The 24,932-nt window shown below is 67.0% G+C and carries 30 protein-coding genes; 8 read left to right on the forward strand and 22 right to left on the reverse strand.

All coding sequences use genetic code 11. The features are described from left to right. Positions 1-36: 36 nt before the first annotated feature. The 4 genes from AC3A35_RS25890 to AC3A35_RS25905 form a co-directional block, all read right to left on the reverse strand. A complete protein-coding gene (locus tag AC3A35_RS25890; RefSeq protein ID WP_487439425.1) occupies positions 37-807 on the reverse strand; it encodes a class II aldolase/adducin family protein in 771 nt (256 codons plus the stop codon). A 76-nt stretch (positions 808-883) separates the two neighbouring features. Then, positions 884-1,915, reverse strand: coding sequence for a TRAP transporter substrate-binding protein (locus tag AC3A35_RS25895; protein WP_487439426.1), 1,032 nt, complete (start codon positions 1,913-1,915; stop codon positions 884-886). A gap of 186 nt (positions 1,916-2,101) precedes the next feature. Beyond that, positions 2,102-3,145: an AraC family transcriptional regulator gene (locus tag AC3A35_RS25900; RefSeq protein WP_487439427.1), complete on the reverse strand. Its 1,044-nt coding sequence runs from the start codon at positions 3,143-3,145 to the stop codon at positions 2,102-2,104. 142 nt (positions 3,146-3,287) lie between these two features. Further along, entirely contained in the window at positions 3,288-4,181 is an 894-nt protein-coding gene (locus AC3A35_RS25905; RefSeq protein WP_487439428.1) for a LysR family transcriptional regulator, read from the reverse strand. 116 nt (positions 4,182-4,297) lie between these two features. On the opposite strand from AC3A35_RS25905, the gene AC3A35_RS25910 reads away from it, so the two are divergent. Both AC3A35_RS25910 and AC3A35_RS25915 read left to right on the forward strand, forming a co-directional pair. After that, complete coding sequence (locus tag AC3A35_RS25910) at positions 4,298-5,161, forward strand: MBL fold metallo-hydrolase (RefSeq protein WP_487439429.1); 864 nt, start codon at positions 4,298-4,300, stop codon at positions 5,159-5,161. A 75-nt stretch (positions 5,162-5,236) separates the two neighbouring features. Next, the gene (locus tag AC3A35_RS25915) at positions 5,237-5,899 is read left to right on the forward strand and encodes a DsbA family protein (RefSeq protein WP_487439430.1); all 663 of its coding nucleotides are present in this window, start codon (positions 5,237-5,239) and stop codon (positions 5,897-5,899) included. Between the two features lie 49 nt (positions 5,900-5,948). On the opposite strand, the gene gabD is transcribed toward AC3A35_RS25915, so the two are convergent. The 11 genes from gabD to AC3A35_RS25970 all read right to left on the reverse strand — a co-directional run bounded on the left by gabD (position 5,949) and on the right by AC3A35_RS25970 (position 16,347). After that, entirely contained in the window at positions 5,949-7,403 is a 1,455-nt protein-coding gene (gene gabD, locus AC3A35_RS25920; RefSeq protein WP_487439431.1) for an NADP-dependent succinate-semialdehyde dehydrogenase, read from the reverse strand. 33 nt (positions 7,404-7,436) lie between these two features. After that, positions 7,437-8,234, reverse strand: coding sequence for an aldolase/citrate lyase family protein (locus tag AC3A35_RS25925; protein ID WP_487439432.1), 798 nt, complete (start codon positions 8,232-8,234; stop codon positions 7,437-7,439). A gap of 10 nt (positions 8,235-8,244) precedes the next feature. Next, positions 8,245-9,048: a 2-oxo-hept-4-ene-1,7-dioate hydratase gene (gene hpaH / locus AC3A35_RS25930; RefSeq protein ID WP_487439433.1), complete on the reverse strand. Its 804-nt coding sequence runs from the start codon at positions 9,046-9,048 to the stop codon at positions 8,245-8,247. A gap of 23 nt (positions 9,049-9,071) precedes the next feature. Then, positions 9,072-9,458: a hypothetical protein gene (locus AC3A35_RS25935; RefSeq protein ID WP_487439434.1), complete on the reverse strand. Its 387-nt coding sequence runs from the start codon at positions 9,456-9,458 to the stop codon at positions 9,072-9,074. Positions 9,459-9,510: 52 nt separating this feature from the next. Beyond that, positions 9,511-10,359 carry a 3,4-dihydroxyphenylacetate 2,3-dioxygenase gene (gene hpaD, locus AC3A35_RS25940; protein ID WP_487439435.1) on the reverse strand — a complete coding sequence of 283 codons (849 nt, stop codon included), beginning with the start codon at positions 10,357-10,359 and terminating at the stop codon, positions 9,511-9,513. Between the two features lie 112 nt (positions 10,360-10,471). After that, positions 10,472-11,932: a 5-carboxymethyl-2-hydroxymuconate semialdehyde dehydrogenase gene (hpaE, locus tag AC3A35_RS25945; protein ID WP_487439436.1), complete on the reverse strand. Its 1,461-nt coding sequence runs from the start codon at positions 11,930-11,932 to the stop codon at positions 10,472-10,474. Continuing rightward, the gene (locus tag AC3A35_RS25950) at positions 11,929-12,714 is read right to left on the reverse strand and encodes a fumarylacetoacetate hydrolase family protein (RefSeq protein ID WP_487439437.1); all 786 of its coding nucleotides are present in this window, start codon (positions 12,712-12,714) and stop codon (positions 11,929-11,931) included. Before AC3A35_RS25950 ends, hpaE begins: the two co-directional genes overlap by 4 nt. After that, positions 12,711-13,415, reverse strand: coding sequence for a fumarylacetoacetate hydrolase family protein (locus AC3A35_RS25955; RefSeq protein ID WP_487439438.1), 705 nt, complete (start codon positions 13,413-13,415; stop codon positions 12,711-12,713). Before AC3A35_RS25955 ends, AC3A35_RS25950 begins: the two co-directional genes overlap by 4 nt. 33 nt (positions 13,416-13,448) lie before the next feature. Continuing rightward, positions 13,449-14,780 carry a TRAP transporter large permease gene (locus tag AC3A35_RS25960; RefSeq protein WP_487439439.1) on the reverse strand — a complete coding sequence of 444 codons (1,332 nt, stop codon included), beginning with the start codon at positions 14,778-14,780 and terminating at the stop codon, positions 13,449-13,451. Beyond that, positions 14,777-15,334: a TRAP transporter small permease gene (locus AC3A35_RS25965; RefSeq protein ID WP_487439440.1), complete on the reverse strand. Its 558-nt coding sequence runs from the start codon at positions 15,332-15,334 to the stop codon at positions 14,777-14,779. Before AC3A35_RS25965 ends, AC3A35_RS25960 begins: the two co-directional genes overlap by 4 nt. Continuing rightward, positions 15,331-16,347, reverse strand: a complete 1,017-nt coding sequence (locus AC3A35_RS25970) for a TRAP transporter substrate-binding protein (RefSeq protein ID WP_487439441.1) — start codon at positions 16,345-16,347, stop codon at positions 15,331-15,333. Before AC3A35_RS25970 ends, AC3A35_RS25965 begins: the two co-directional genes overlap by 4 nt. Positions 16,348-16,515: 168 nt before the next feature. On the opposite strand from AC3A35_RS25970, the gene hpaR reads away from it, so the two are divergent. Then, on the forward strand, positions 16,516-17,091 hold the full coding sequence (gene hpaR / locus AC3A35_RS25975) for a homoprotocatechuate degradation operon regulator HpaR (protein WP_487439442.1): 576 nt from the start codon (positions 16,516-16,518) through the stop codon (positions 17,089-17,091). 174 nt (positions 17,092-17,265) lie between these two features. Here hpaR and AC3A35_RS25980 read toward each other — a convergent pair whose 3' ends face one another. Further along, complete coding sequence (locus AC3A35_RS25980; protein ID WP_487439443.1) at positions 17,266-17,730, reverse strand: helix-turn-helix domain-containing protein; 465 nt, start codon at positions 17,728-17,730, stop codon at positions 17,266-17,268. Between the two features lie 304 nt (positions 17,731-18,034). Between AC3A35_RS25980 and AC3A35_RS25985 the strand changes: the two genes are divergently transcribed. Continuing rightward, the gene (locus tag AC3A35_RS25985) at positions 18,035-18,247 is read left to right on the forward strand and encodes a hypothetical protein (RefSeq protein ID WP_487439444.1); all 213 of its coding nucleotides are present in this window, start codon (positions 18,035-18,037) and stop codon (positions 18,245-18,247) included. A 91-nt stretch (positions 18,248-18,338) separates the two neighbouring features. On the opposite strand, the gene AC3A35_RS25990 is transcribed toward AC3A35_RS25985, so the two are convergent. The 4 genes from AC3A35_RS25990 to AC3A35_RS26005 all read right to left on the reverse strand — a co-directional run bounded on the left by AC3A35_RS25990 (position 18,339) and on the right by AC3A35_RS26005 (position 21,359). Further along, the gene (locus tag AC3A35_RS25990) at positions 18,339-18,782 is read right to left on the reverse strand and encodes a PRC-barrel domain-containing protein (protein ID WP_487439445.1); all 444 of its coding nucleotides are present in this window, start codon (positions 18,780-18,782) and stop codon (positions 18,339-18,341) included. A 105-nt stretch (positions 18,783-18,887) separates the two neighbouring features. Next, a complete protein-coding gene (locus AC3A35_RS25995; protein WP_487439446.1) occupies positions 18,888-19,271 on the reverse strand; it encodes a BON domain-containing protein in 384 nt (127 codons plus the stop codon). A gap of 782 nt (positions 19,272-20,053) precedes the next feature. Further along, entirely contained in the window at positions 20,054-20,587 is a 534-nt protein-coding gene (locus AC3A35_RS26000; RefSeq protein WP_487439447.1) for a hypothetical protein, read from the reverse strand. Positions 20,588-20,765: 178 nt separating this feature from the next. Further along, entirely contained in the window at positions 20,766-21,359 is a 594-nt protein-coding gene (locus tag AC3A35_RS26005) for an acyloxyacyl hydrolase (RefSeq protein ID WP_487439448.1), read from the reverse strand. A gap of 313 nt (positions 21,360-21,672) precedes the next feature. Here AC3A35_RS26005 and AC3A35_RS26010 point away from each other — a divergent pair, with 313 nt between their 5' ends. Together AC3A35_RS26010 and AC3A35_RS26015 are read left to right on the forward strand one after the other, a co-directional pair. Then, a complete protein-coding gene (locus AC3A35_RS26010) occupies positions 21,673-22,095 on the forward strand; it encodes a hypothetical protein (protein ID WP_487439449.1) in 423 nt (140 codons plus the stop codon). A 64-nt stretch (positions 22,096-22,159) separates the two neighbouring features. Then, positions 22,160-22,555, forward strand: a complete 396-nt coding sequence (locus tag AC3A35_RS26015) for a HemJ family protein (protein WP_487439450.1) — start codon at positions 22,160-22,162, stop codon at positions 22,553-22,555. On the opposite strand, the gene AC3A35_RS26020 is transcribed toward AC3A35_RS26015, so the two are convergent. Continuing rightward, positions 22,552-23,121, reverse strand: a complete 570-nt coding sequence (locus AC3A35_RS26020; RefSeq protein ID WP_487439451.1) for a DUF2231 domain-containing protein — start codon at positions 23,119-23,121, stop codon at positions 22,552-22,554. The two genes, AC3A35_RS26015 and AC3A35_RS26020, sit on opposite strands and share 4 nt — an antisense overlap. 111 nt (positions 23,122-23,232) lie before the next feature. Here AC3A35_RS26020 and AC3A35_RS26025 point away from each other — a divergent pair, with 111 nt between their 5' ends. Further along, the gene (locus tag AC3A35_RS26025; protein ID WP_487439452.1) at positions 23,233-24,054 is read left to right on the forward strand and encodes a cytochrome c oxidase assembly protein; all 822 of its coding nucleotides are present in this window, start codon (positions 23,233-23,235) and stop codon (positions 24,052-24,054) included. A gap of 123 nt (positions 24,055-24,177) precedes the next feature. Here AC3A35_RS26025 and AC3A35_RS26030 read toward each other — a convergent pair whose 3' ends face one another. Beyond that, positions 24,178-24,648, reverse strand: a complete 471-nt coding sequence (locus AC3A35_RS26030; protein ID WP_487439453.1) for a hypothetical protein — start codon at positions 24,646-24,648, stop codon at positions 24,178-24,180. Between the two features lie 38 nt (positions 24,649-24,686). Between AC3A35_RS26030 and AC3A35_RS26035 the strand changes: the two genes are divergently transcribed. Further along, on the forward strand, positions 24,687-24,860 hold the full coding sequence (locus tag AC3A35_RS26035) for a DUF1328 domain-containing protein (protein ID WP_487439454.1): 174 nt from the start codon (positions 24,687-24,689) through the stop codon (positions 24,858-24,860). The last annotated feature ends 72 nt before the right edge of the window (positions 24,861-24,932 follow it).

Below are 24,932 nucleotides of genomic sequence, written 5' to 3' on the forward strand. Positions count from 1 at the left end.
TTCATGTGACAGCGCCGGCATGGTGCGCCGGCATGCTCAATGGCGGAAACCCGGATCCTGATTCTCCACCAGGCGGACGAAGGCGGCGAAGGCGTCCTCGCCGGCGCCGTACTTCGGATCGAAGTTCAGTGAGTCGGCGACGCATTTCTCCAGTACCGGCATTGGCAGCTCGATCACCGGTCCCATCGACTGCGCGGCGAGCTGGATCTCGCAGGCGCGATTGACCAGCCACATCAGCGAGAAGGCCTGTGCCAATGTCGCCCCGATCACCACCGGACCGTGGTTGCGCAGCAGCAGGACCGGCTTGTCGCCGGCGCTGGCGAGGATGCGCTCGCCCTCATCTAGATGCACGGTGATGCCTTCGAATTCATGGTAGGCGATCTTGCCGTAAAGTTGGGCTGCATAGAAGTTGCTGAACGACAGACCGTCCTTGAGGCAGCACACCGCCTGCGTCGCGGTGGTGTGCACATGCATCACGCAGTGGCCGTCGGGCACGCGGGCGTGGATCGCGCTATGGAAGGTGAAGCCGGCCGGGTTGATCGGCCAGTCGGAATGGCCGATGAGCTTGCCCTCGATGTCGACCTTCACCAGGTTGGAGGCGCACACCTCGGAGTAGTGCAGGCCGAAGGGGTTGATCAGGAAGTGTCCGGGCTCGCCGGGCACGCGCAGCGAGATGTGGTTGTAGATCGATTCGTCCCACTTCAGATAAGCGAAGATGCGGTACAGCGCGGCGAGCTGCACGCGGGCCTGCCATTCGGCTTCGCCGAAGCGGGCCGGGTGTTCGTAGTAGCGGTTCGGGTTCGACATGGAAGTCTCCTGTGGGGCGGTGCCGCGCTTGTTGCGCGGCGGGCGGATCGGAACTGGATCAGACGTGGGGCCGGGATCAGGGCTTGACGAGGGCGCCCGGGGCGCGCGCAGCGGCGATCAGCGCGGCGCCGTCGAAGCCCTTGTCTTTCGCTTCGGCGACCCATTCCTGCTCGACCGTCACCGCGCGCTTGCGCATTTCATCGTAGCCGCTGCCTTCGACCAGGGTCACGGTGTGGCCGGCCGCCTTCACCTTGTCACGGGCGGCGGCGATCGCGCCATCCCAGGCCTGGCCGAAGCGCTCGACCAGCGCGAGGCCGCTGTGGCGGTCGATGATCGCGCGCAGATCGGCGGGCAGGGCGGCGTAGCGCTCCTTGTTCATCAGCACGGTGAGCACGGTCGCGCCCATTGCCGGCTGGTCGGCAGGGGTTTCCATGTGGAAGCGGGTGACCTCGTCGAGCTTGGTCGGGACGATGACTTCCCATACCGCCGAGGCGCCGTCGACCACGCCCTTGGCGATCGCTTCGGTCATCTGCGCCGGCGGCATCGCCACCGGGGTAGCGCCGAGTGCGCTCAGGGTGCGCGCGATGGTACGGTTGGGCGCGCGCAGCTTGAGGCCCTTGAGGTCGTCGGCCGTATGTACTGCGGTCTTCGCAGTGTGGATGTTCATGCCGCCGTCGCCGTGCATCGCCAGTACCTTGTAGGCGGCGTATTCGGGCTGCAGTTGCTGCTCGAACACCGACCAGATCACCCGCCCCTGGGCGAGTCCGCCGAGCGGGAGCACACCCGGTAATTCGAGTGCCTCGGTTTTCGGGAAGCGCCCGGCGGAGTAACCCGGTGCAGTCCACACCACGTCGGCGACGCCGTTCTTCACCAGGTCGGGCAGCTGGGCTGGGGTGCCGCCGAGCTGCATCGATGGGAAGAACTGGCAGTTGATCCGTCCGGCCGAGGCACGGCCGAGTTCCTCGCACCAGGGTTCGAGCACGGCCCGTTGGGCGAGGGCCATGCCGGGCAGGAAGTGGGCGACCTTGAGGTTGACTTCCTGGGCGGCGGCGGGCGCGGCGGCGAGGCCGAGGGACAGGGCAATACATGAAAGGCGCAGCGGGTGCATGGTCGTCTCCTGATGTGGAACACCCTCGCGAACGGATGCGCGAGGGGTGTCACCATGCTAGGCAGCGGGGCCGGGCCGGCCTATCCGGGACTGGCAACTCCTGTACGGAATCGGCACCTTTATCGGGGCGGGGGGACGGCCGGTTGCGCCGTGGCGGCCACACGGCTGACCGGGGCGGCTGTGCGTTCAGCCGGCGCGGCGCAGGGTGGCCGAAGGCGGCTCGCCGAAGCGGCGCCGATAGTCGGCGGCGAAGCGGCCGAGGTTGCCGAAGCCCCAGCGCAGCGCGATGGTGGTGACGGTGTCGTCGGCGCCGGTCGTCTGCAGTGCGGCGCGGGTGCCGAGCAGGCGTTGCTCACGCAGGAAGGCCATCGGCGTGGTCTGTCGCGTGCGGCGGAAGCCCTCGGTGAGGGCACGGATGCTCACCCCCGCCGCCGCGGCGATGTCGCCCAGGGTCAGGGCCTCGGCAGCGCGGCTGCGGATGAACTCTTCCGCCCGCCGTACATGGCGTGGTGCGATCTCCGGCGCGGTGCCGGCGAGCAGGGCGCTGCGGCTGTGCGGCACTTCGGTGAGCAGCAAGAGCAGACCGGTCTCCTCGATCTGGCGCAGCAGCAGCGGGCTGCACGGGCGCGGGTCGGTGCCCCCGCTGCCGAGGCAGCCGAGCAGCATCTGCAGCCAGGCCAGCCAGCGCGTCTGGGCGGGCGTGCCCGCAGGCAGCGCCGGGTAGAAGCCGAGCGAACCACCGACGTCGCGGCCGAGCAATTCGGCGCACTTGGCCTCGAGCGCGGCCTGGTCGATGCGCAGATTGATCCGGCAGCTGTCGGCGGAAAAGCGCTTGGTCACCGCCTGTCCGGCCGAATCCAGCACCACCATGCCGACCCCGCCGCCGTGGCGCTCGCCGCCGATGCGGATCTCGGAGTGGCCGCGAACCTGGGTGGTGACCAGGGTGAAGCGCCCGGGGGGCTGCTGCTCGAGTTCGACCTCGGTGCCGAAGCGCAGATAGCCGAGGTCCAGCCGTCCGGCGCGCGCGACCTTCAGGTGCATGTCGAAGCGCTCGTGGGCGCCGAGAAGGCGCAGGCGATGGTGACTGTAGACCGAGCGCAGCTGCGCCGAGGCTTCGTCCGGCCGGCGGCTGCGGATGGCGTGCCCCTCGCGGCGGAACAGCGCGTCGGCGCCCTGCGCCAGGGTGGCGAACTCGGTGGGCATCCGGCGGGTCGCGGCGGGCATCAACATGGAGGGTCTCCTCGGTGGTCCGGGGTGCAGCTGCGGCACCAGACTACTTCGTTAATATATTAGCAAGATAACCCATTGTAGAACATCGCCAGCGGGGGGCAGGGGATTTGCTGAGTCTTCCGACCGCCAGGGCCGACATCATTCAATCAAAAGGACGGCCCTCAAAGCGTTCGATCAAGTAATTCAGCAGTGCCTTGGCCTGTGTCGCCATGCGACGAGTGGTGTACAGGGCATAAATCGTCAAAGCCTGGGGCCGCCAGCCGGCCAGCACGTTCACCAACTGACCGGTGCCGAGCAGGTTTTGCACCAGATACGTGGGCAGCATGGCAATGCCAGCGCCAGCCTGCACCGCTTGCTGCAGAACGGTCGCCTCGTTGGCGGTAAAGCGGGTGCGAACCTGCACGGTCCGGTGCTCGCCATCGCTGTGGGTCAGCGTCCACAAACTGCGCCCGAAATTGGCGTAACCCAGGCACTCGTGCGCGGTCAGATCCTCGGGCCGCTGAGGCGTACCGTGAGCAGCCAGATAGCAAGGCGAGGCGACCAATAACGATTCGCATACCGTCAGCGGACGGGCAACCAGGCCAGGGTCCGGGGTGTTGCTGATGCGAATTGCCAGATCGACGCGGGACTCCACCAGATTCAATGAAGAGTCATTCACGTTGAGGTCGATCTGCAGTTGGGGATGCAGTGCGAGAAAGTCCCTCAGCACCGCAGCCAGGAACGCGTAGGCCAGCGAGGTGCTGCAAGTCAGGCGCAACTGGCCGCGCAGCACGCCGTCGGCGGGCGCTGCTTCATTCTCCACATCCTGCGCCAAGGACACGATCTGTTCGCACCGGAGCAGGGCCTGTTCGCCCGCATGGGTCAGGCTTACACGGCGCGTGGTGCGCTGAAAAAGCCGGACCCCCAGCCACTTTTCCATCTCGCCGATGTAGCGGGTGACCATCGCCCGCGACATCTCCAGCTTGTCCGCAGTGGCCGAGAAGCTGGCGCTGCGGGCGACATCCGCAAAAACCTGCATGGCAACGAGTCTGTCCATAGCTCATCACTTGTCTGAAATTGGAAACAATGATGCGCAATATAGTGGATTTATCTGCGCTGATTCCGCGCATAAAGTTCATCCCACCAACAACCCGCCCCTGACAGGAGATTTCAATGTTCCGCACCTCGCTCATTGCCGCCACCCTTGTCGTTGCCTTCTCCGGCGCACAAGCTGCTCAACCCCTGCAAGTCAAAGTTTACAGCGCCGACGCCACCAGCTTCAGTGTCAACTCCACACTGATCACGGGCGATAAGGAAGCCCTGGTGATCGACGCCGGCTTTACCCGGGCAGACGCCCTGCGCATCGCCGCCAACGTGCTCGACAGTGGCAAGCAACTCACCACCATCCTGGTCAGCCAGGCCGATCCGGACTACTACTTCGGCGTGGAAACCCTGAAACAGATCTTCCCGAATGCCCAGGTGGTGGCGACGCCCGCGGTGCTGGAAAAGATCAGCGCGAAACTTCAAGGCAAGCTCGCCTTCTGGGCCCCCAAGATGGGCGCCAACGCACCGCAAAGTCCCGTGCTGCCTGCCGCCCTGACCGGCAACACGCTCACGGTGGATGGCGAGAAGGTGGAAATCCGCGGCACCCAGGGCATCCTGGCGCACCGCCCGTATGTGTGGATTCCTTCGATCAAAACCATCGCCGGCAATGTCGCCGTATTCGGCAACATGCACGCGTGGACGGCCGACGCGCAAACAGCCGCCGAGCGCAAGGCCTGGGTCGCCCAGCTGGATGAAATGGCCGCTCTGCAACCGACGCTGGTGGTGCCCGGCCACATGAAGCCCGGCACCGCCATGGACGTCAGTGCCATCAACCACACCAAGGCTTACCTGCAAACCTTCGAGAAGAATCTGGCCCCGAGCAAGAACAGCGCCGAACTGATCGAGCGCATGAAGGCCGCCTATCCCGAAGCCAGCGGGGCGATGTCCTTGGACATCGGTGCCAAGGTCAACAAGGGCGAAATGAAGTGGTAAGAGCGGAGGGGCGGCGCATGAGCGACGCCCCCGTTTGTGTCCTCGATTACTCAGTTTCGCAGGAGACTTCATCACATGAACACGCTGCACATCACCTACCTGTTTGATCCGCTGTGCGGCTGGTGCTACGGCGCGTCTCCCGCACTCGACCAATTGGCCGCCGTGCCGCAGGTACGCCTCACCGTGGCCCCCACGGGTCTCTTCAGCGGCACCGGCGCCCGCGCCATGGACGATGCTTTCGCGGACTACGCCTGGGGTAACGACGTGCGTATCGAGCGCATCACCGGCCAAGCGTTCACCGCGCTGTACCGCAAGCAGGTGCTGGGCAACCGGAGTCGGCCGTTTGACTCCGGCCCCGCCACGCGGGCGCTTACCGCTGTGGCGCTGACCGCTCCCGAACGCGAGCGGGATGCCTTGCACGCCATCCAGCACGCGCGCTACGTGCAGGGTCAGGACGTGACCGACACGGCCACGCTCGCCGCCATCCTCGCCGGGCTGGGCCTGACCGATGCCGCGGTGTGCCTTGCCGCCGCAGATGGCGACGACGAGTTGCAACGCGCCACCGCTCGCCGCACGCAGGAGGCGGTGGCACAGATGAGGCGATTCGGTACGCAAGGCGTGCCCTCGCTGTTGGTGCAGGACGACGCTTGCCCCGAGCGTGGCACGCGCCTGGCGAGCAGTGAGGTGCTATTTGGTGGTCAGCCCGAAACCTTGCTGGAGCGATTGCGCGGCGCATGACCGAATCTACCCATCCGGATTCAGGCGGGACGCCCATGGCGGCCTGAAACTACAGCCCGCCGATCGCCAAGTACTTCAGCTCCATGTACTCGTCCAGCCCGTGGCGCGAGCCTTCGCGGCCGAGGCCGGAGCTCTTGACCCCGCCGAAGGGGGCGACCTCGGTCGAGATCAAGCCGGTGTTGATGCCGACCATGCCGTACTCGAGCTTGCCCGATACGCGCCACACGCGGCCGACGTCGCGGGTGTAGAAATAGGCGGCCAGCCCGAACTCGGTGTCGTTGGCCATCGCCACCGCCTCGTCCTCGGTGTGGAAGCGGAACAGCGGCGCCACCGGACCGAAGATTTCTTCCTTCGCCACCGCCATCGCCGGGGTCACGTCGGCAAGGATGGTGGGTTCGAACCAGGTGCCGCCAAGCGCATGGCGTCTTCCGCCGCACACGACGCGTGCGCCCTTCGCCGTCGCGTCGGCGACCAGGGTTTCGACCTTGACCGCCGCGGCCTCGTCGATCAGTGGGCCCTGGGTCACGCCCTCGTCGGTGCCGCGCCCCACCTTGAGCGCAGCCACCGCCGCGACGAGTTTCGCGGCGAAGGCGTCGTACACGCCGTCCTGCACCAGGATGCGGTTGCTGCACACGCAGGTCTGGCCTGCGTTGCGGTACTTCGAGGCGATCGCGCCGGCGACCGCGGCGTCCAGATCGGCGTCGTCGAACACGATGAAGGGCGCGTTGCCGCCGAGTTCCAGCGACAGCTTCTTGATCGTCGGTGCGCACTGCTGCATCAGCAGGCGCCCGACCCCGGTGGAACCGGTGAAGGTGAGCTTGCGCACGACCGGGCTGGCGGTGAGTTCGCCGCCGATCGCACGCGCCTCTCCGGTGACCACGCTGAACACCCCGGCCGGCACCCCGGCACGTTCGGCCAGTTCGGCCAGCGCCAGCGCGGACAGCGGGGTCTGCTCGGCGGGCTTGAGGATCATGGTGCAGCCGGCGGCGAGCGCCGGGCCGGCCTTGCGCGTGATCATCGCCGACGGGAAGTTCCACGGCGTGATCGCGGCGCATACGCCGACCGGCTCTTTTGTGACCACGATGCGGCGGTCGGCGAAGGGCGAGGGGATGACGTCGCCGTAGGCGCGCTTGGCTTCCTCGGCGAACCATTCGAGGTAGGACGCGGCGTAGGCGATTTCGCCGCGGGCTTCGGCGAGCGGCTTGCCCTGCTCGGCGGTCATGATCCGGGCGAGGTCGTCCTGATGCTCCAGCATCAGCTCGTACCAGCGCCGCAGGACGCGTGCGCGCTCGGCGGCGGTGCGTGCGCGCCAGGCGGGGAAGGCGCGGTCGGCGGCGGCGATCGCACGCGCGGTCTCGGCGGCGCCCGCGCGCGGCACGGTGGTGATGGTGGCGCCGTCGGCTGGGTCGGTCACCGGCACGGTCTCGCCGTTGTCGGCGCCGACCCACTGGCCGTCGATGTAGCAGGCCTGGCGCAGCAGGGCCGGATCTTTCAGGTTCAGCATGGCAACTCCGGGTGGGGCACCGGGCCCCGGCAATCAGTAGGCGGCACCGCTACGCGGGGTGTCGGTGGTCTTGAAGCGCTGGGCGAGCTGGACTGCGGCGTTGCGCAGCAACAGGGTATCGACCCCGACCGCGACAAAGCCGGCGCCCGCCTCGCGGTAAGCCTGGGCGGCGGCCGGGTCGGCGGAGAACACGCCGGCCGCCCGACCGGCGGCGACGATGCGCGCAATCGCTTCGGCGACCGCGGCCTTGACCTCGGGATGGCCGGGGTTGCCGAGATGGCCGAGCGAGGCGGCGAGGTCCGAGGGGCCGACGAACACCGCATCGACGCCTTCGACCGCGAGGATGTCGTCGAGCGCGGCGAGCCCGGCGCGCGACTCCACCTGCACGATCAGACACATCTCGGCGTCGGCGCGGGCGAAGTAGTCGTCCACCCCGTTCCAGCGCGCGGCGCGCGCCAGCGCGGTGCCGACGCCGCGGATGCCGTCCGGCGGATAGCGCATCGCCCGCACCAGCGCGCGCGCCTGTTCGGCCGACTCCACCATCGGCACCAGCAGGCTGTGCACGCCGACATCGAGGTATTGCTTGATCCGCGCGGCGTCGTGGTCGACCGTGCGCACCACCGCATGGACCGGATAGGGCGCGACCGCCTGCAACTGGGCGAGCACCGAGCGCGGGTCGTTGGGGCCGTGTTCGCCGTCGATCAGCAGCCAGTCGAAGCCGGTGCCGGCCATGATCTCGGCGCAATATGGATCGACCAGGCCGAGGAACACGCCGACCTGGAATTCGCGCGCGGCGAGCGCACGCTTGAAGCGGTTTTCGGGCATCTGCATGGTGTTTTCCTCAGCCGAATCGGCAGCTGATGCTGCCTATCGGACCGTAATCCACATGGAAGGTGTCGCCCGGATTCGCGGCCACCGGCCGGGTGAAGGAGCCGGCAAGGATCACCTGGCCGGCTTCGAGGGCGACGCCGTGGGGGGCGAACTTCTTCGCCAGCCAGGCGATGCCGTTGGCCGGGTGGTTGAGCACGCCGGCGGCGACCCCGGTCTCCTCGATCACGCCGTTGCGGTAGAGCAGCGCGGCGATCCAGCGCAGGTCCACGTCGAGCGGCTTGATCGGGCGCCCGCCGAGGATGATGCCGGCGTTGGCGGCATTGTCCGAGATTGTGTCCATGACCTTGCGCGGGCGCTTGGTCTCGGGGTCGATGCGGTGGCAGCGCGCGTCGATGATCTCGATCGCCGGGATCACGTAGTCGGTGGCCGACAGCACGTCGAGCAGGCTCACGGCCTCGCCTTCGAGGCGACGGGCGAGGATGAAGGCGAGCTCGACCTCGACCATGGGCACGATGAAGCGGCCGGCGGGGACGGTGGCGCCGTCGTCGAAGAACATGTCGTCGAGCAGGGTGCCGTAGTCGGGCTCGTCGATCTGCGACGACATCTGCATCGCACGCGAAGTCAGGCCGATCTTGTGGCCCTTGATGGTGCGCCCGGCGGCGAGCTTGAGGCGGATGCCCTCGCGCTGCACCGCGTAGGCGTCGGCGATGGTGATTCCGGGGTGATCGAGCGAGGGCGCGCGCACCTGTTCGTGGGTTCGTTCTGCATCGTGCAGGCGCCGGGCGATCGCGGCGATGGTGTCCGGTGGGAGCATGGCGTTCGGGTCCTGTGCGGGGTTCAGCCCTTGCGGTAACGGGCGTGGATGTTGTTGTGCTTCCAGGTTCCGGCCTCGGCGAACTCGATCAGTTCGAGCGACAGCGCGAGGCTGCGGCTGGCGTAGAGCGCGGCGAAGTGCGTCTTCATCATGTCGAACAGCGCGTCGCCGGTCTTCTGCCGCGCTTCGGCGCTGCGCCCGGCGCCGATCTTGACCGTGGCGTGGACGAAGGCGTCGTCGGCGCTGCCGTCGGCGACGCAATAGTCGGCGAGTTCGAGCGCGCGCGAGCGGATGCCGCCGACCGGATACACGCCCTGGGCGATCATGACCTGGTTGGCTTTGTGCAGCAGGCCGGGGATGTCGGCCGCGGCGCCGAGGTTGCGGGTGTATTCGAAGACGAGGTGCGCCATCTGTGCGGGCTCCGTGCGTGGTGTGGGGGCTCTGTCGGGGCCGGTGAGGGGATCAGACCGGGAACACGGCGTTGATCTGGCCGGTGCCGGAACTGCCGAAGAAGGGCGTGACCACCTCGACCTTGCCCTGGTAGGCGTCCCAGCCGAGCGCGCCGAGCAGCATCGCGGTGTCGTGCATGAAGCCTTCGCCGTGGCACTTGTCGGCGTACTCGGGCAGCATCGCGCAGAAGGTCTTCCAGTCGCCGCGCTGCCACATGTCCACCACCGCGTGGTCCATGGTCTCGAGGAAGGGGCTCCACATCTTGTGCATGAACTCCTCGGCGACGCCGTTCTGGGCGAAGCGGTGCGACAGCGAGCCGCTGGCGAAGAAGGCGACGGTGCCATCGTATTGCTCCTCGACCGCGCGCCGCATCGCCGCGCCGAGGCGCACCGAGTCTTCGAGGTTATGCACGGTGCACAGCGCGGACACCGACACCACCTTGAAGTGGCGGTCGGTGTTCATGTAGCGCATCGGCACCAGGGTGCCGTACTCCAGCGCCAGCGTAGTGGCGTCGTGGGCGCGGGTGTGCACGCCGGCGGCGGTCGCCACCTCGGCCAGGATGCGGCCGAGCGCGGGGTTGCCGTCATAGGCGTAAGGCATGTTCTTGATGAAGTGCGGCAGCTCGTTGCTGGTGTAGATGCCTTCGAAGTGCGGCGCGCAATTGACGTGGTAGCCGGAATTGACCAGCCAGTGGGTGTCGAACACGACGATGGTGTCCACCCCGAGTTCGCGGCAGCGGCGGCCGATCTCGATGTGGCCGTCGATCGCGGGCTGGCGGCAGCCCTTGTGCGGACCGTCGATCTCCGACAGATACATCGACGGGACGTGGGTGATTTTTGCGGCGAGGGCCAGTTTGCCCATGGTGTTCTCCTCTTTCTCGAATCCGGAATGGATGCTGCGCTTGTTCTCTCTGCCGGTGCAGGCAGCGGGCCGTGTTCTGTGCGCGGTCCCGCTGCCCCATCGATGTGATGGTTCAGACGCCCCAGCGCGGGATGTGGTGATCGCCGTAGGACACGGCGATGTTCTTGGCCTCGCAGAACACCTCGTAGCTGTAGTGGTTGCCTTCGCGGCCGGTACCCGAGGCCTTGGAGCCGCCAAAGGGCTGGCGCAGGTCGCGCACATTCTGGCTGTTGACGAAGGTCATGCCGGATTCGATCGCCTTCGCGAGGCGGATGGCGCGGCCGGTGTTGTTGGTCCAAAGGTAGGACGACAGGCCGTAGATGGTGTCGTTGGCGATGCGGACCGCATCTTCCTCGGTCTTGAACGGGATGATGCACGGAACCGGCCCGAAGATTTCCTCCTGGGCGATGCGCATGCTGTTGTTCACGTTGGCGAACACCGTCGGCTGCACCCAGAAGCCGTTCCTGAACTTGTCGTCGACCCGCGGCGTGCCGCCACCGAACACCAGCTCGGCGCCTTCCTGCCTGCCCAGCTCGATGTAGTGGTTGACCTTGTCCTGGTGCCCCTTCGAGATCATCGGCCCGATGATGGTGGCGGGGTCCATCGGGTCGCCCACGACGAGCTTCGCCGCGCGGGCGGCGAAGTCGGCGACGAAACGATCGTAGGTCGTATGCTGGACGATGATCCGTGAACCCGCGGTGCAGCGCTCGCCGTTGTTGGAGAAGATCATGAAGATCGCCGCATCGAGCGCGCGCTCGTAGTCGGCGTCGTCGAAGATGATGAAGGGCGACTTGCCGCCCAATTCCATCGAGAACTTCTTCAGTCCGGCGGCCTTGACGATGCGGTTGCCGGTAGCGGTGGAGCCGGTGAAGGAGATCGAGCGCACGTCCGGATGCGACACCAGCGGCTCGCCGGCCGTGTCGCCGAAGCCGTGCACCAGGTTGAACACGCCCGGCGGGATGCCGGCCTCCAGCACCAGCTCGGCGAGCCGGGTGGCGGTCAGCGGCGAGAGTTCCGACATCTTCATCACCGCGGTGTTGCCGAAGGCGAGGCAGGGCGCGGTCTTCCAGGTGGCGGTCATGAACGGCACGTTCCACGGCGAGATCAGCGCGACCACGCCCACCGGCTGCCACAGGGTGTAGTTGAGGTGGCCGGTATCGGAGTCGTAGGTCTCGCCGTGCATGTGCTGGATCAGCTCGGCGAAGTAGTAGAAGTTGTCGGCCGCCCGCGGCACCAGCACGTGCTTGGTCTGGTTGGTCACCTGGCCGCAGTCGGCGGTCTCGAGGTCGGCGAGTTCATCCACGTTGGCTGCGATCAGGTCGCCGAGGCGGCGGACCAGCCGCGCGCGCGCCTTCACCGGCGTGGCGGCCCAGCCGGGGAAGGCGGCCTTGGCGGCAGCCACCGCGGCGTTGACGTCGTCCTGGCCGCCGCTCGCCACTCGCGCCAGCACTTCGCCGGTGGCCGGGTTCAGGGTCTCGAAGCTCTCGGCACTGTCGACCTGCCTGCCGCCGATGAGATGCTTGATGGTGTTCATTGCGCGTTTGCTCCTTGCTTGTCGATGCCGAACCGGGTGGCGTCATCGACGATGGTGTTGGTGAGGCAGCCGATGCCTTCGATCTCGGTCTCGACCACGTCGCCGGCCTTGACGTCGGCCAGGCCCTCCGGGGTTCCGGTCAGGATGATGTCGCCGGGCGCGAGGGTCATGAACGACGACAGGTATTCGATCAGCGTGGGCACGTCGAAGATCATGTCGGCAGTCGTGCCCTGCTGGGTGGTGACGCCGTTGACCCGGGTGGTGAGCGCGAGCTGCATCGGGTCGGCGATGTCGTCGCGGTCTACCAGCCACGGCCCGAGCGGGGTGCAGGCGTCGCGGTTCTTCACTCGCAGGTTGGGCCGGTACCAGTTCTCGAGGTAGTCGCGGATGGCGTAGTCGTTGGCCACGGTGTAGCCGGCGACGTGCGCCATTGCGTCCGCCCTGGGGATGCGGGTGCCGGGGGTGCCGATCACCACCGCCAGCTCGCACTCGTAATGCATGTAGGTGGCATCGGCCGGGCGGCGGCTGACGCTGTGGTGGCCGGTGAAGGTGTTGGGCCCTTTCAGGAACACCAGCGGTGTCTCCGGCGCCTTGAAGGCCAGCTCCCTGGCGTGGTCGGCGTAGTTCAGTCCGAGCGCGAACACGGTGCGCGGGGCGACCGGCGGCAGCCACACGACTTCGGTGTCGGCCACGATGCGGCCGTCGGCCAGGCGCAGATGATGCTCGCCGTGCGGCTCCGCGTCGTGGATGGTGCCCTGCCAGGCAACGCGTGCGCGCCTCATCGTGCGGCCTCCTTCGTGCAGTCGATGGTGAACGCGAGGCTGCCGAGCGGGCCGGCCTCGATCCGCACCCGCGATCCGACCGCTGCCTGCGGCGCCTGGTACTCGACCCCGACCAGCAGCAGGTCGCCCACCGAGAGGGTCATGAACTCGGTGACGTCGGCGAGAAGGCGGGGCACGTCGCGCACCAGTTCGGCAAGCGAACGTTCGCCCACCGCCACGCCATCGACGAAGATGGTGAGGGTGAGCGCGCCGAGCGTGCCGATGCGGGCCGCAGGCACGACCGTGGCGGCGACCGGGCAGGCGCCGTCGAAGCATTTCTCGCGGATCGCCGGGCGGTAATAGCTCGCATGCGGCAGGCTCAGATCGGCCACCAGCACGTAGCCGGCGACGACGGTCGCTGCGGTGTCGGCGATCAGCCGCGCGGCGGGCGTGCCGATCACGATGCCGACGGTGGCGCCGATCTCGACCGCGGACTCGCCCTTGGGCAGACGCACCGTGGCGCCGTCGCCGACCACGGTGTTGGCTGGTTTCAGGTACATCGCCGGGGCTTTCGGCGCGCCCTTGTACGGGGCGGCCTCAAGGGTGGCGCCGTCCAGGGTGGCGCCGAAGCGGGCGAGCGAGCCGCGGTCGTTCAGCACCACGCCGTAGACCGTGCCCCACATCGGGGCCGGCGAGCCGGCGTCAGTTGATCGAATGGTCATGGTTCGAGCTTTCCGTTGTGAGTTTCGAGGTGTTCAGCCGCCGGTTGCGTGCACCAGCCACAGCGAGATGCCGGGCACGAAGATCAGTAGCGCGATGCGGACGAAATCGGAGGCCAGGAACCACAGGACGCCGCTCGCAGTGTCCTTCAGCGGCACGTCGCGGGCGAGCTTGTTGATCACGTACAGGTTCATGCCCACCGGCGGGGTGACCAGGCCGATCTCGACCACCATCAGGGCGACGATACCGAACCATATCGACTTGTCCGAGTCGGTCATGCCGAAGAAGTCCAGGCCCATGATTACAGGGTAGAAGATCGGGATGGTGAGCAGGATCATCGCCAGCGAATCCATCACGCAACCGAGCACCAGGTAGATCAGCAGGATCGCGAGCAGTACCAGCATCGGCTCGAAGCCGCTGGTCTTGACCCAGTTGGCCAGCTCCACCGGCATCTGCGACAGCGCCAGCGCCGAGTTGAGCAGATCGGCGCCGAGCAGCACGAGGAAGATCATCGCGGTGGCATGGGCGGTGCCATACACGCTCTGTACGAAGTCCTTTGCCTTCATCCCGCCCGACAGCGCGGCGATGATCCCGCAGGCCGCGGCGCCGATCGAGGCCGCCTCGGTCGGGTTGGCCCAGCCGCCGTAGATGCCGACGATCACCACCAGGAACACCATCAACACCGGCAGGATGCCGAGCTGAGCGCGCAGCATGGTGCCCAGGCTGGTGCGCTCGCCCGCCGGGCCGGCGCTCGGGTCGCGGGTGACGGCGATGCGGATCACGATCAGGTAACCCAACGCGGCGAGGATGCCCGGGATCACCGCTGCGACGAAGAGCTTGCCGATCGACTCCTGGGTGAGCACGGCGTAGATCACCAGCGGCACCGAGGGCGGGATCAGGATCCCGAGCGTGCCGCTGGCGGCCAGCGTCGAGGTGGCGAGCTTGCCCGAGTAGCCGTGGGCGCGCAGCTCGGGCAGCGCCACCTGGCCCATGGTCGCGGCGGTCGCCAGCGACGAACCGCAGATCGCGCCGAAGGCCGCGCACGCCGCGGTCGAGGCCATCGCCAAACCGCCGCGCCAGTGCCCGATCAGGGTACCGGCGGCGCGGAACAGCGCCTTCGACAGGCCGCCGTGAGTGGCGAACTGACCCATCAGGATGAACAGCGGAATCACCGCCAGATCGTAGTTCGACAGCCGGGCGTAGACCAGATTGTTCATCGTGAACAACAGGCCGGCCGACGCCCAGGCATTGACCGCGAGGTAGATCGCCGCGCCGGCGATGAACATGGCGATGCCGATATGCACGCGCACGACGAGCAGGCCCATCAGGCCGGCAAAGCCGATCATGCCGATGGCAGTGCCACTCATGCCGCACCTCCACTCAACAGGCGACGGCAGGAGAATGCGGTCACGAAGCGGTAGCCGGCGCACACGCCCATCATCGCCAGGCTCGGCACCAGCGCCGCCACCGGTATCCACACCGGCAGCGACACCAGCGCGGTGACTTCGCCGGCCTCGTGGATCGATAGTGCGGCGAGCCCGGTGCGCCAGGCCAGCAGGCCGGCGACCACCGCCACCAGCAGGTCGGCAACGCCGTCGATCCGGAGCTTGAGGCCGGTGCGCATGCCTTCGGTGAAGAAGTCCACCTTCAGGTGTTCGCCGAGCAGGGTGCAGTAGGGCAGGAAGGCGGCGGCCGCCACCGCGGTGCCGGCCTGCATCAGCTCGATGTCGCCGTTGACCGAGCCGAAGCCGAGCTTGCGCCCGACGATCGATACCAGGGACATGCCGATGAGGCCGATGAACAGCGCTCCGCCGGCCAGCGCCATCGCCTTGGCGGCGAGGATCAGGACGTGTTCGATGCGGTTGTGCTCCACCAGTTCGTGGGGCAGGCCCATCGGGTCGTGGGTGGCAGTCATGCTCATTTGTGTGCCGCCAGTTCGCGGCTCGCGGCGGCCAGCATGCTGCCGTCGAGACCCTTGTCGTTCATTGCCTTGATCCACTCCGCCTCGACCGGCGCGGTGGCCTTCTTCATCGCGTTGAACTCGACCGCGGAGAACCGGGTGATCTTGTTGCCGCGGGCGAGCACCTTCTGGCGCGAGGCGATGGTCTCTTCGTCCCACACCCGGCCGAAGGCTTCCACCAGGGGCGCGCCGCTGTGCCGGTCGAGGATGGCCTTCAGATCGGCCGGCAGCGACTCGTACTTCTGCTTGTTCATCAGCAGCGTGAGTACGGTGGTGGCGGGGAAGGGCATGCCCGCGGCCGGCTCGGCGTGGAAGTGCGAGACTTCGTCGAGCTTGGTCGGGGTGACCAGTTCCCAAGCGCCCATGGCGCCATCGACCACGCCCTTGGCGATCGCCTCGGTCATCTGCGCCGGCGGCATCGCCACCGGGCTGCCGGCCATGGCGGCGAGCGTCTTCGCCGCCATGCGGCCGGAGGCGCGCAGCTTGAGCCCGCCGATGTCGGCCAGCCCCTGGATTTCGCGCTTGGAGGTGTGCAGCGCCATGCCGCCATCGACGTGGAAGGCGAGCACCTTGAACGCGTCGAACTCCTTCGTCGCGTGCCGCTCGTAATAGCGCCACGCGGCGCGGCTGCCCGACACGGCGTCGGTGACGACGAAGGGCAGTTCCAGCGCTTCGATGACGGGGAAGCGGCCGGCCGAATAGCCCGGCGCGGTCCACACCACGTCGGCGACGCCGTTCCTGACCTGGTCCACGAGTTGCGGCGGGGTACCGCCGAGCTGCATGGAGGGGTAGAGCTGGCAGGCGATACGGCCACCCGATTCCTTGTTCAGGGTGTCGCACCAGGGCTGCAGTACCTTCTGCTGGGCGGGGGCCACGGCCGGCAGAAAGTGCGCCACCTTCAGGGTGACTTCCTGGGCGCCCGCCGCGAGCGATGCGGCGGACAGCGTGGCAGCAAGCAAAACTCGGACTTTCATGGTCTCCACTCCTTGTGTGTGCCGGGTACCGGCGCCGCCTGTCGTGGCGGTTGTTAATATATTAGCAATTAAACCGCTAACATCTTAGTAAGTCAACCGGTAAAATGGCGTTCACGGGCTGCTACTATCTGTCCCGCTTCGACACCTCTACTGCAAGGAACGCCGGCCATGCCGCGCACGATCGTTTTCCGCAACCTGCCGTTGCTGCTGCTCAAGGCGCGCGAGAGCCTGCTCGCCCACTTTCGCCCCATCCTCACCCACTATGGGCTTACCGAGCAGCAGTGGCGGGTGATGCGTACGCTCAGCGAGCAGGACGAACTGGAGCCGCGGCAGATCTGCGAGGCATGCCAGATCCTGAGCCCCAGTCTCGCCGGGGTGCTCGCGCGCATGGAGGATGTCGGCCTGGTCGAGCGCAAACGGGTGCCCGAGGATCAGCGCCGCGTGCTGGTGCGCCTCACCCCGCACAGCCGCGCCCTGGTGGCGGAGGTCGCGCCGCTGATCGAAGCGCAGTACCACCACATCGAGACCGCGGTCGGCAAGGACATGCTCGATCAGCTGTATGCCACCGTGGACCGCCTGTTGCAGTTCGAGGCCCTGCCGGTGGAGCACGTGGAGCTTCGGGCCACCGCGCTCGCAGCCGACGGGCACAAGGAGACCGGCCGCAAGCGTTCAAACAGTCCGGCCGCCGATGCCTCTGACCGACGGGGCGGCCTTCGTTCCGGCACCGGCGAGGGGAGCCGCTAGGAGGCTGTCGGACGTGAGCGATCGTCGCGAGCCGAGTGGGAAAACGAGGACAGATTCGGCCGTTTTTGAGGCGCATAGTCATTCCATGCAACGAGAAAACGGGCGGATATGGACCGTTTCTCCCTCTGGCGCATTAGACCAGCCTCAAGTCCGACAGCCTCCGAGGTACGAGTCTCAGTCGGGCGGCGCAGCGTCGGGCGGCTCGAACAGGAGCGCCGGCATGATGACCCGCTCGTCGCAGTGCCAGCCGTAGTCGGAGTGGCTGAACACGAGTTTCTGGGCCGGGGCAAGGCACTGCTCGGGAATGTGCGCGACCTCCCGCCCGCACACGGCGAGTGCGTCGCCGCGCAAGCGGTCCAGGGTGGGCGCATCGAGCAGCTCGGCGCCCGTTTCGCACGCGGTGAAGGTGCCGGATTCGAGGCCGAACTGATCGTCGGCCTCATCCTGCGACAGTTCCAGCAGGCGGCGCAGGAAGCGTATGCCGTCCGGCGACAGGCGGTGATGAGAGCAGCATAGCTCGATCACAATGGCCTTGGTCAGGCCTTCGGGGTCTCGATACTTGACGCTGCCGCTACTGCCGGGTTCGTAACCGTTGCGCAACCACAGCTCGCGCAGGCCGCCGATGTGCTCCCGATGCATGCGCATTTCCTCCCCTGGTAACGACGCCCGGAGCAGATAAGCAATTGCCGTTCCGAACCTCGATCGGTGTGCCGCCGTGGCACGAGTGCCGGCAGAAAAGGGGGCCGGCGGGACCGGCCTCGGGCCGATGGCGGTACGGACGATTCCGCCGTGCAGTGTCCGGCACGCCGATTGCATGGACGTCATGCCGACGGCGCGCGGTTCGGGCGCATGCACGCGCGGGCGAAGACGCCACCGCGGGCACAGGATACGCGCCATCAGAACCGCTACGATACATTCCGTTCGAATCACCAAGGAGACGACGATGGCGAGCGATGGCAGCAGGGACAAGACGGGCGGTCGCCGAATCACACCGGAACCGGCGCCGGCGGACGAAGAAGCGCGCATCGAAGATCTGATCGACGAGTCGATCGAGGAGAGTTTTCCCGCCAGCGACCCGCCCGCCGTCTCGCCGGAGAGGGATCCAGTCCGGATTCCGCCCGCTCAGAAAAGGAAGGCCCCACCGAAGAAGCCCTAGCGATTGCTGTGCTTTACCGGTGGGGTCCGACACGTGTCCCCTGCGGCCGTCTCCGGTCCGCCCATGGCGGACGGGAACGAAACCCTCGCGCTCAGAAGGTGCGAGGATCCCAGTACGGCTTGCGCCCGTATCGGGTGTGCAGGTCGGTGGCCCAGCTCAAGTCGGCAAAGGCCGGCCAGTGATCCTTGTCGAAGCCGTCCGACTCCTTCAGCTGGTCCTTGTCCACATCGAGCATGAAGCACTTCCGGTCCGCGTCGAGCGTCAGCGCAGCCCACGGAATGGCGTGCAGCTTCTCGCCGATCCCGAGGACGCCGCCCCGGGCCAGTACCGCATACGCAATGCTGCCGTGACTGACGTCGAGCATGATGTGCTCGATCGTGCCCAGCTTCTCGTCGGCATAGTTGTAGACGTCGTTGTCCTCCAGCGTGTCGGCCGCCATGATCTGCGGGCCCGGGCCGCTGTTGTCCGTGGTGCCACCCATGATGCCTGCACCCTGTTGGGTACCCAATACATCGCCGGTTTCGGTGATTGCCATGATTTTCTCCTGTGCAGGGTCGAGGCTTGCACCCGGCGAACCGGGTGCAAGTCTCGTTTTTTCCCGCGCTGATGCGCCCCCGGCCGAGCCGGGACGCGCACTGTGTTAGCGGGCGGTGAGCAGGTTGCGAACGTCGATGACCCCTTCGATGGAACGGGCCACCGAAGCGGCGCGTTCGGCTTCGACCTGGCTGTCTACTTGGCCGCTGAGAACAACCACGCCTTTGTCGGTATCGACGTTGATGTTCCGGGCTTTGGTTACGTCGTCGCGTGCGAGCGCTGTTTTCACCTTGGTCGTCACCGTTGCATCGTCCACGAATTCCCCGACCGAGCGATCCCGATCGACGGAGCCCGCGCCCGATTGATCGCGATAGGATTTTTCCGTGCCGACGTCACCGGCCTTGGGGGTGTCCCCGCCTGCGATGGCGAGCGGGGCCGCGGAGATGCCGAGTGCGGCGGTGGTCAGGGTTGCGATGAGCATCTTTTTCATGATGCGTCTCCTTTCAAGTGATTGACATGAATGGTTCCGCAGCTTGTGCGGACTTCCGATCGACCCCGTTCGAGCCGTCGGTCTCGCATACCGGCCGCACAGCGGCCCCTGCGAGAAATGGCTGCTCACCCTCGGATGAACAGTGCGATCGGGAAAGAAACCCGTCACGCGCCTTTGCGGTTCGGACTTCCGTTCAGTCGCATCGAGGTCGGCTGGCGGATGGATGCCCCGTTCAGGCCTTCCCGGCTCACACGTCGCAAGTGGCGTGCCCCGAGCATGAATCTGTGCGGCTGTCGAGCCGGAAACAGCAGGAGTACGGGGTCTTGACGGGCTTCGGGCAGGTTTCGGCGGTGACCGGGGGACCACGGGCGGCGATCCGCCACCGGCGTGTAAAACTTTCGGCCTGGCTGTAGTTTTTGCTGCGCGTTCAGCGAAGTGACCGGATCGGCGTCGAGGTCGCCGCCGTAGGCTGTGCACAGCCATGGCGAGAGATCGGCGGCACGGGGATGCCCCGCGGCCATTTCGTTTGCACCGACGACGACGCTATCAAAAAGTCACCGCAGAGGCGGGGACGCACCCATGAAATGCTGCCGCGACAAGCCCGCGCTTCTCCATGAACAGCGCACCGACCTTGCCGAATGTCTTGACCGCCTGGTGTGGGAGATACGTTGTGGAGTGGCGCAGTTCAAGACCTATCGCCAGTTCAAGATGCGCGCACGATCCGTCCAGGGGCCCGCGGCATGGAACACAAGCCTCACCTATCTGACCGCGACCAACATCGTTCAGCGCGGCGAATCCCTGCCCCGGCGGGGGCGATGCGCTATGGCGACGGCAGCAAACAGAGCGGCGGCAAGCCAGCAGGCCGTTTCGAGTGGCGTGAGTCCGGCCAGCACCGAAGCCACCTCCGTCATGCCCGCCGCCAGTGCGACCTGATAGGCCAACCAGAGAAAGAAACCCGACATGGCGGCAAACGCGGACCACTGGCCGAAGAAGCGCCCCGTGCTCTCCCTTTCGCTGCGTGGCTTTTGCCATGGCAAAGTCGACGCCAGCGCCATGCCCAGGCGCTTGCTGGCGCCCTTGAGCAAGCCGGCAAGCATCCCGAGCCAGAACGCGGACTCAACGAAACCAGGCCAGAAGTTCCCTGCGAACTCTGCTCCCGGATGGGCGCTGCCTTTAGGCAGGAGAATGATGAAGATGCCCATGGCCAGCGCGAAGATGGCACCCAGCGCGAGCGAGCTGCGCAATTCCGTCACCCAGAAGTGGAGCTCGCTCCCGGCGTCGTCGTTGATGGGCCAGCTGGAAGGATTCAGATTCATGGCGACCTCCTCGAGGAGTATGGATCACTCAAGCAAGCACCGTTCCGCGTCGGGAAGGCACGGCGGGTTGCATCCCCCATCGACGCTCATGCAGTCGTTCCAAGCCCTCGGTATGGTTCTCTTTCGTCCCGAAAACGTGCCCTTGCCACCATGGTCGAGGGCGTCATGGCTGCATTGCCTAGAATCGATGGCCGAGGATGATCTGGGTTGTTTCCAGACCCGGATTGGGCTTGCGGATGCCGGCGTTCGAGTAGTGCATGATGCGCACGCCGAGCCAAGTCTCGCCTTCGCCGCCGGGGGTGCCGCCCCAGGACACGCCGGCACCGAGTTGCTGGCCGAACTGGAAGCGCGTTGAGTACGATGTCGGCCCCAGCGTTTTGCGCGAGAACACATTGAGACCGAGGCCGAACTCGAGGTAGGGCCGCAGGGTGCGCAGCGGTCGTTCAAAACGGAAGTTCGCAAACACGCCGCCCTGATACAGCGTGTCGCCGTCCCGATGGTGGCGTTGGAGCTGGATCTCGGGGGATCCCGACACTCGCCAGCCACCGGGTTCGGAGCGATACCATGGCGGCAGGGTCCATTGCAGCCCGATGCTGTCCACGTTGGCGCGACTGCCGGCCGCAACGGACAGGCCGTGCTGCGCGAAGCAGGTCGGCGCAGCGGTGGCGAGGATGGCGAAGTACAGGCAGCGTCGCGCCCGCGCCCGCAGGCGCGCGGGGAGCGTGGCAGCCGGTCGGAGCGAGAGGGGAGGGGGGTTCGGCACCATGTTCATGACCGTATTCCTCGTTCTTATTGGCGTCGGTTTTACAGCAAGGAACATACCCGCATTGGGTTTCGGGAGCAACGGGGCCGACGACAGGCGTAGACCACGCGCGCGATGCCGAAAAGATCGATGGCCGGCCGATGATCCAAGTGGTCCGTCCGGGGCGCCGGAGGGGCTGATTCCTTGCCAGCGGCAGGCATTGCCGGTGCGGGTAAAAGTTTGCCGAAGGCTCGCGGCACGCATCACCACCCCGGAACGACGATTGCTCGACCCCGACTGACCCCGCGCATGCGGTCACTTTCATGTCACGAGAGGATGAGCCATGGAAACCACAATGGTAGAGGCCAGCCGTCACGAGGCTGTGGCGGTGGCACGCGCCGACGACTCGACCATGACCGAACTGTTCGCCAGCATCGAACGCGGCGACCGCGATACGGCCATTGCGCTGCTGCGCGACCGTGTCGGATTCACCGAGGAGCAAGCGGGGCGTGCGGTCGATCGGGCGACGGCAATGATCGGGCGCGCGCAAGCCGGAGACGATGCGGCCCGGATCGAGGACGCGGCGCAGGCTGCGTCGGTCGCCAGTACGTGGTTGAGCGTGGCAATCCTGCTGTCCTTGGTTGCCGCGGCCATGGGTAGCCTTCTTGGCGCACGCGGGGCGCGGCGGTGCGCGCTTCCCGGCCATTACGCAGAGGTGCGCGTGACGCGAGCCCATACCATCCCTCCAACCCCGATTGTGGAGTGAGCCGGCAACAGGTTCGGTATCCGAAGTGTCTCCGCGAAGGGCCGACTGACTGGGGAGAGGGCGAATGCCGCTGCTGAAGCTGCTCCATTTCGCTGCGCTGGTGAGCTGGTGCGGCCTGCTGCTTTATCTGCCGACGCTGCTCGCCGCTGCCGCCCGCGACGCTGACCCCGTTCCATCGGGACTGGCGCGACAGTTGTTCGTCACCGCGGCCACCCCGGCCGCGCTTCTTGCGATCGCGACCGGTACCGCGCTGTTTCTGGCCGATGGCATCGTTGCCCTGTGGCTGGTGGCCAAGCTCGGCATGGTCACCGGCATGGTGCTGTGCCACCTGAGCTGCGGTGCGCTGATCCTGCGCGCCGAACAGGCGACGGCGGTGTCACGCGGCCCGGGGATGCTCGGCGCGCTGACTGCGGCATTCGTCGGCGCGACATTGTGGCTTGCGCTGGCAAAACCCTTCTAGGGAGACGGCGGGCCATGTTGGATCCCGACCGCATGTTCATAGACAAGGCGCCCGCCGAGCCAGCCGACAATACCGATCAGCCCCACGGTCAGCAGCGACAGCCCGAATCCGGCGAGGGAGACCACGTCGTGGGTGTAGCGCAGCAGCCAGTTCAGCGAAGCGAGCGACAACATCATCACCGCGCCCAGGGCATGGCACCACGCGGTGATCTTTTCGCGGATCTGCGCCACCGCCACCAGATCGACGAAGCCGGCGGCGCTGGCGAGCCAGCCGCCGAAGGCACCCGTCCCTGCCAGCCACAATCCCGCCCGGCTCCAGAACGGATCCGCGGTATACCAGTGCGCCGCATCCGCCGCCAGCAGGCCGATCAGTGCAGCGACCGGGAAATGGATCAGCACCGGATGAATGGGATGGGGACCGATGGCGGCCCGGCTGATGATCGGTTCGGGCAGTGCCGGTGGCAGGCTGTCCGCTGCGCCGTCGGACAGGACAGCCGCCGGTGCCTCGAGTGGCGGTGCCGCCGGACTCCCCGAGCCCGGCGCGAAAGTCCGGGGCTGATCAACCATCGGAGTCTCCTCATGCCGGAAACCGGCACTCCGGCGAAATGCGCGGAGGCCGCTCCTGTCCGGTGGACAATGCTGAGGCTCACGGTTCCCCGCGCCGTTGGACGAGCCGCCATGGGTACCAATGCCAGCCTTTTGCTCATCGCCCTGTCGTGGGCCATGCCGGCCGCGGCCCATGGCCTGGTCGACGGCAGCTCCCACCTCGATGAGCGCCTGCCGGTGCTCATCGGGGCGGCCGTGTTGTCCGCGATGTGGCTGCTCTATCTGCGTGGGGTCCGCCGATGCCCGCCGCGCGCCGGGGCACAGTTCTGGTTCCACTGTGGCACGGCGCTGGCAGCCATCGCCGCTTTCGGCCCACTGGACCAATGGGCCGAGACCAGCACCGCGATGCATATGATCCAGCACCTGACCTTCATGGTGGTGGTGGCCCCGATGTGGGCCCTGGCCGGCCCGCTGCCGCAGTGGCGCATTGCGGCCGGCGCGCGCTGGCGGCCGCTGTGGCGGGCGCTGATGCGGTTCGGCCGCGAACCGGCAGCGACCGCGCTGGTGCATGGCGCGACGGTGTGGATCTGGCACACGCCGGCGCTTTATGTTGCTGCGCTCGACGACCCGTGGTTGCACCTGCTGGAGCATGCGAGCTTCCTGACTACTGCATGGTTGTTCTGGTGGGCGACGCTGCGTGCCGGTCAGCGCGCCAGGGGGGCCGCACTGCTGGCGATGGGCGTGACGCTGATGCACATGGGCCTGCTCGCCGCCCTGCTGACCTTCGGTACGGTTCCCTACTACGGCGACGATGGCAGTCTCGCCGATCAGCAACTGGCGGGGCTGTTGATGTGGGTGCCGGGCTCGCTGTTCTATCTCGCCGGGGCGGGGTGGATCGCGCTGCGCTGGCTCGGACATGCGTCACCCGGAAACAGCCGGGAGGGGGTCCGCTGAGCCGGGATGCGGTAGCGGCGGGCAGGTCAAACCCTGCGGCCGGCTGGTGTGCAAGGGCAGGCAGGAGATCGCCCGATCTCCGGCAGCGGGCCACGCCCCGGCGCTTGGGGCGGGCGTTCCGGTTCAGTCGCTGCCGGCGGTGGCAGATGGATCCCGCTCCGGCAACGCGTCCAACGCCACGGCGAATGCGTTGTCGCCCTCTGCGAGAGGGGTCGGCGGCGCCAGTTCGATCCGGTGGCCGGCAACGCCGTGGGCAGTGAGGAAGGCGGCCACCGCTTCCCCACGGCGGCGGGCAAGTGCGTCGACTTTAGCGTGCGGCAGGGGCTCGATCAGGCCCTCGGTACAACGCGGTCTCGCCACCGTCGCAACCGCTGCGGCGGTCGATATCGAGTTCGCCCGCGGCATCGAGCGTGCCCCGATCCCGGGAGCGCCACGCCGGGCGGCATGGAGTGGGCGGTGGGGTACGGAACTTGCGTCGACGAAGCCGGTCACGCACCCGTATGGCCGTCGCCTGCCGCCGTCTTCGTCGGCTGCAGGCGCGATCACCAGGTCGGCGTCAGCGGGCGCCGTTTTCCCGTCGACGCTGGCCGCCATCCGGGCCGACGCCAGACAGACACACCGGAGTAGCGAAAATGGTCAAGTGGGCGCTGATTTTCTTCATTATTTCCATCGTCGCGGGGGTATTCGGCTTCACCGGGATTGCCTCCGGCGCGGCAGGGATCGCGAAGATCCTGTTCTTCATTGCGCTGGCGATCTTCCTGATTGTGCTGGTGTTCGGGGTCATGCTGGGGACCCTGGTGTTTTAGCCGCCGCCTCATTCGCCGTGCTCCCGATGGCGAACACGGCGGCGGGGAATGCGGGACGGAAAAATGTGCACG

The sequence above is a fragment of the Azoarcus sp. Soil_N_20 genome, from assembly GCF_057656155.1.

Bases quoted from the DNA above. Each gene is read 5' to 3' on its own strand.
- AC3A35_RS25970 (WP_487439441.1), bottom strand. From the start codon at position 16,347: ATGAAAGTCCGAGTTTTGCTTGCTGCCACGCTGTCCGCCGCATCGCTC.
- AC3A35_RS26005 (WP_487439448.1), bottom strand. From the start codon at position 21,359: ATGAACATGGTGCCGAACCCCCCTCCCCTCTCGCTCCGACCGGCTGCC.
- hpaE (WP_487439436.1), bottom strand. From the start codon at position 11,932: ATGAACACCATCAAGCATCTCATCGGCGGCAGGCAGGTCGACAGTGCC.
- AC3A35_RS25910 (WP_487439429.1), top strand. From the start codon at position 4,298: ATGTTCCGCACCTCGCTCATTGCCGCCACCCTTGTCGTTGCCTTCTCC.
- AC3A35_RS26015 (WP_487439450.1), top strand. From the start codon at position 22,160: ATGCCGCTGCTGAAGCTGCTCCATTTCGCTGCGCTGGTGAGCTGGTGC.
- AC3A35_RS25915 (WP_487439430.1), top strand. From the start codon at position 5,237: ATGAACACGCTGCACATCACCTACCTGTTTGATCCGCTGTGCGGCTGG.
- AC3A35_RS26000 (WP_487439447.1), bottom strand. From the start codon at position 20,587: ATGAATCTGAATCCTTCCAGCTGGCCCATCAACGACGACGCCGGGAGC.
- hpaR (WP_487439442.1), top strand. From the start codon at position 16,516: ATGCCGCGCACGATCGTTTTCCGCAACCTGCCGTTGCTGCTGCTCAAG.
- AC3A35_RS25950 (WP_487439437.1), bottom strand. From the start codon at position 12,714: ATGAGGCGCGCACGCGTTGCCTGGCAGGGCACCATCCACGACGCGGAG.
- AC3A35_RS25890 (WP_487439425.1), bottom strand. From the start codon at position 807: ATGTCGAACCCGAACCGCTACTACGAACACCCGGCCCGCTTCGGCGAA.
- gabD (WP_487439431.1), bottom strand. From the start codon at position 7,403: ATGCTGAACCTGAAAGATCCGGCCCTGCTGCGCCAGGCCTGCTACATC.
- AC3A35_RS25905 (WP_487439428.1), bottom strand. From the start codon at position 4,181: ATGGACAGACTCGTTGCCATGCAGGTTTTTGCGGATGTCGCCCGCAGC.
- AC3A35_RS25900 (WP_487439427.1), bottom strand. From the start codon at position 3,145: ATGTTGATGCCCGCCGCGACCCGCCGGATGCCCACCGAGTTCGCCACC.
- AC3A35_RS25995 (WP_487439446.1), bottom strand. From the start codon at position 19,271: ATGAAAAAGATGCTCATCGCAACCCTGACCACCGCCGCACTCGGCATC.
- AC3A35_RS25965 (WP_487439440.1), bottom strand. From the start codon at position 15,334: ATGAGCATGACTGCCACCCACGACCCGATGGGCCTGCCCCACGAACTG.
- AC3A35_RS25895 (WP_487439426.1), bottom strand. From the start codon at position 1,915: ATGCACCCGCTGCGCCTTTCATGTATTGCCCTGTCCCTCGGCCTCGCC.
- AC3A35_RS25955 (WP_487439438.1), bottom strand. From the start codon at position 13,415: ATGACCATTCGATCAACTGACGCCGGCTCGCCGGCCCCGATGTGGGGC.
- AC3A35_RS25960 (WP_487439439.1), bottom strand. From the start codon at position 14,780: ATGAGTGGCACTGCCATCGGCATGATCGGCTTTGCCGGCCTGATGGGC.
- AC3A35_RS26035 (WP_487439454.1), top strand. From the start codon at position 24,687: ATGGTCAAGTGGGCGCTGATTTTCTTCATTATTTCCATCGTCGCGGGG.
- hpaD (WP_487439435.1), bottom strand. From the start codon at position 10,359: ATGGGCAAACTGGCCCTCGCCGCAAAAATCACCCACGTCCCGTCGATG.
- AC3A35_RS25980 (WP_487439443.1), bottom strand. From the start codon at position 17,730: ATGCATCGGGAGCACATCGGCGGCCTGCGCGAGCTGTGGTTGCGCAAC.
- AC3A35_RS26020 (WP_487439451.1), bottom strand. From the start codon at position 23,121: ATGGTTGATCAGCCCCGGACTTTCGCGCCGGGCTCGGGGAGTCCGGCG.
- AC3A35_RS25935 (WP_487439434.1), bottom strand. From the start codon at position 9,458: ATGGCGCACCTCGTCTTCGAATACACCCGCAACCTCGGCGCCGCGGCC.
- AC3A35_RS26025 (WP_487439452.1), top strand. From the start codon at position 23,233: ATGGGTACCAATGCCAGCCTTTTGCTCATCGCCCTGTCGTGGGCCATG.
- AC3A35_RS25925 (WP_487439432.1), bottom strand. From the start codon at position 8,234: ATGCAGATGCCCGAAAACCGCTTCAAGCGTGCGCTCGCCGCGCGCGAA.
- hpaH (WP_487439433.1), bottom strand. From the start codon at position 9,048: ATGCTCCCACCGGACACCATCGCCGCGATCGCCCGGCGCCTGCACGAT.
- AC3A35_RS26010 (WP_487439449.1), top strand. From the start codon at position 21,673: ATGGAAACCACAATGGTAGAGGCCAGCCGTCACGAGGCTGTGGCGGTG.
- AC3A35_RS25985 (WP_487439444.1), top strand. From the start codon at position 18,035: ATGGCGAGCGATGGCAGCAGGGACAAGACGGGCGGTCGCCGAATCACA.
- AC3A35_RS25990 (WP_487439445.1), bottom strand. From the start codon at position 18,782: ATGGCAATCACCGAAACCGGCGATGTATTGGGTACCCAACAGGGTGCA.
- AC3A35_RS26030 (WP_487439453.1), bottom strand. From the start codon at position 24,648: ATGGCGGCCAGCGTCGACGGGAAAACGGCGCCCGCTGACGCCGACCTG.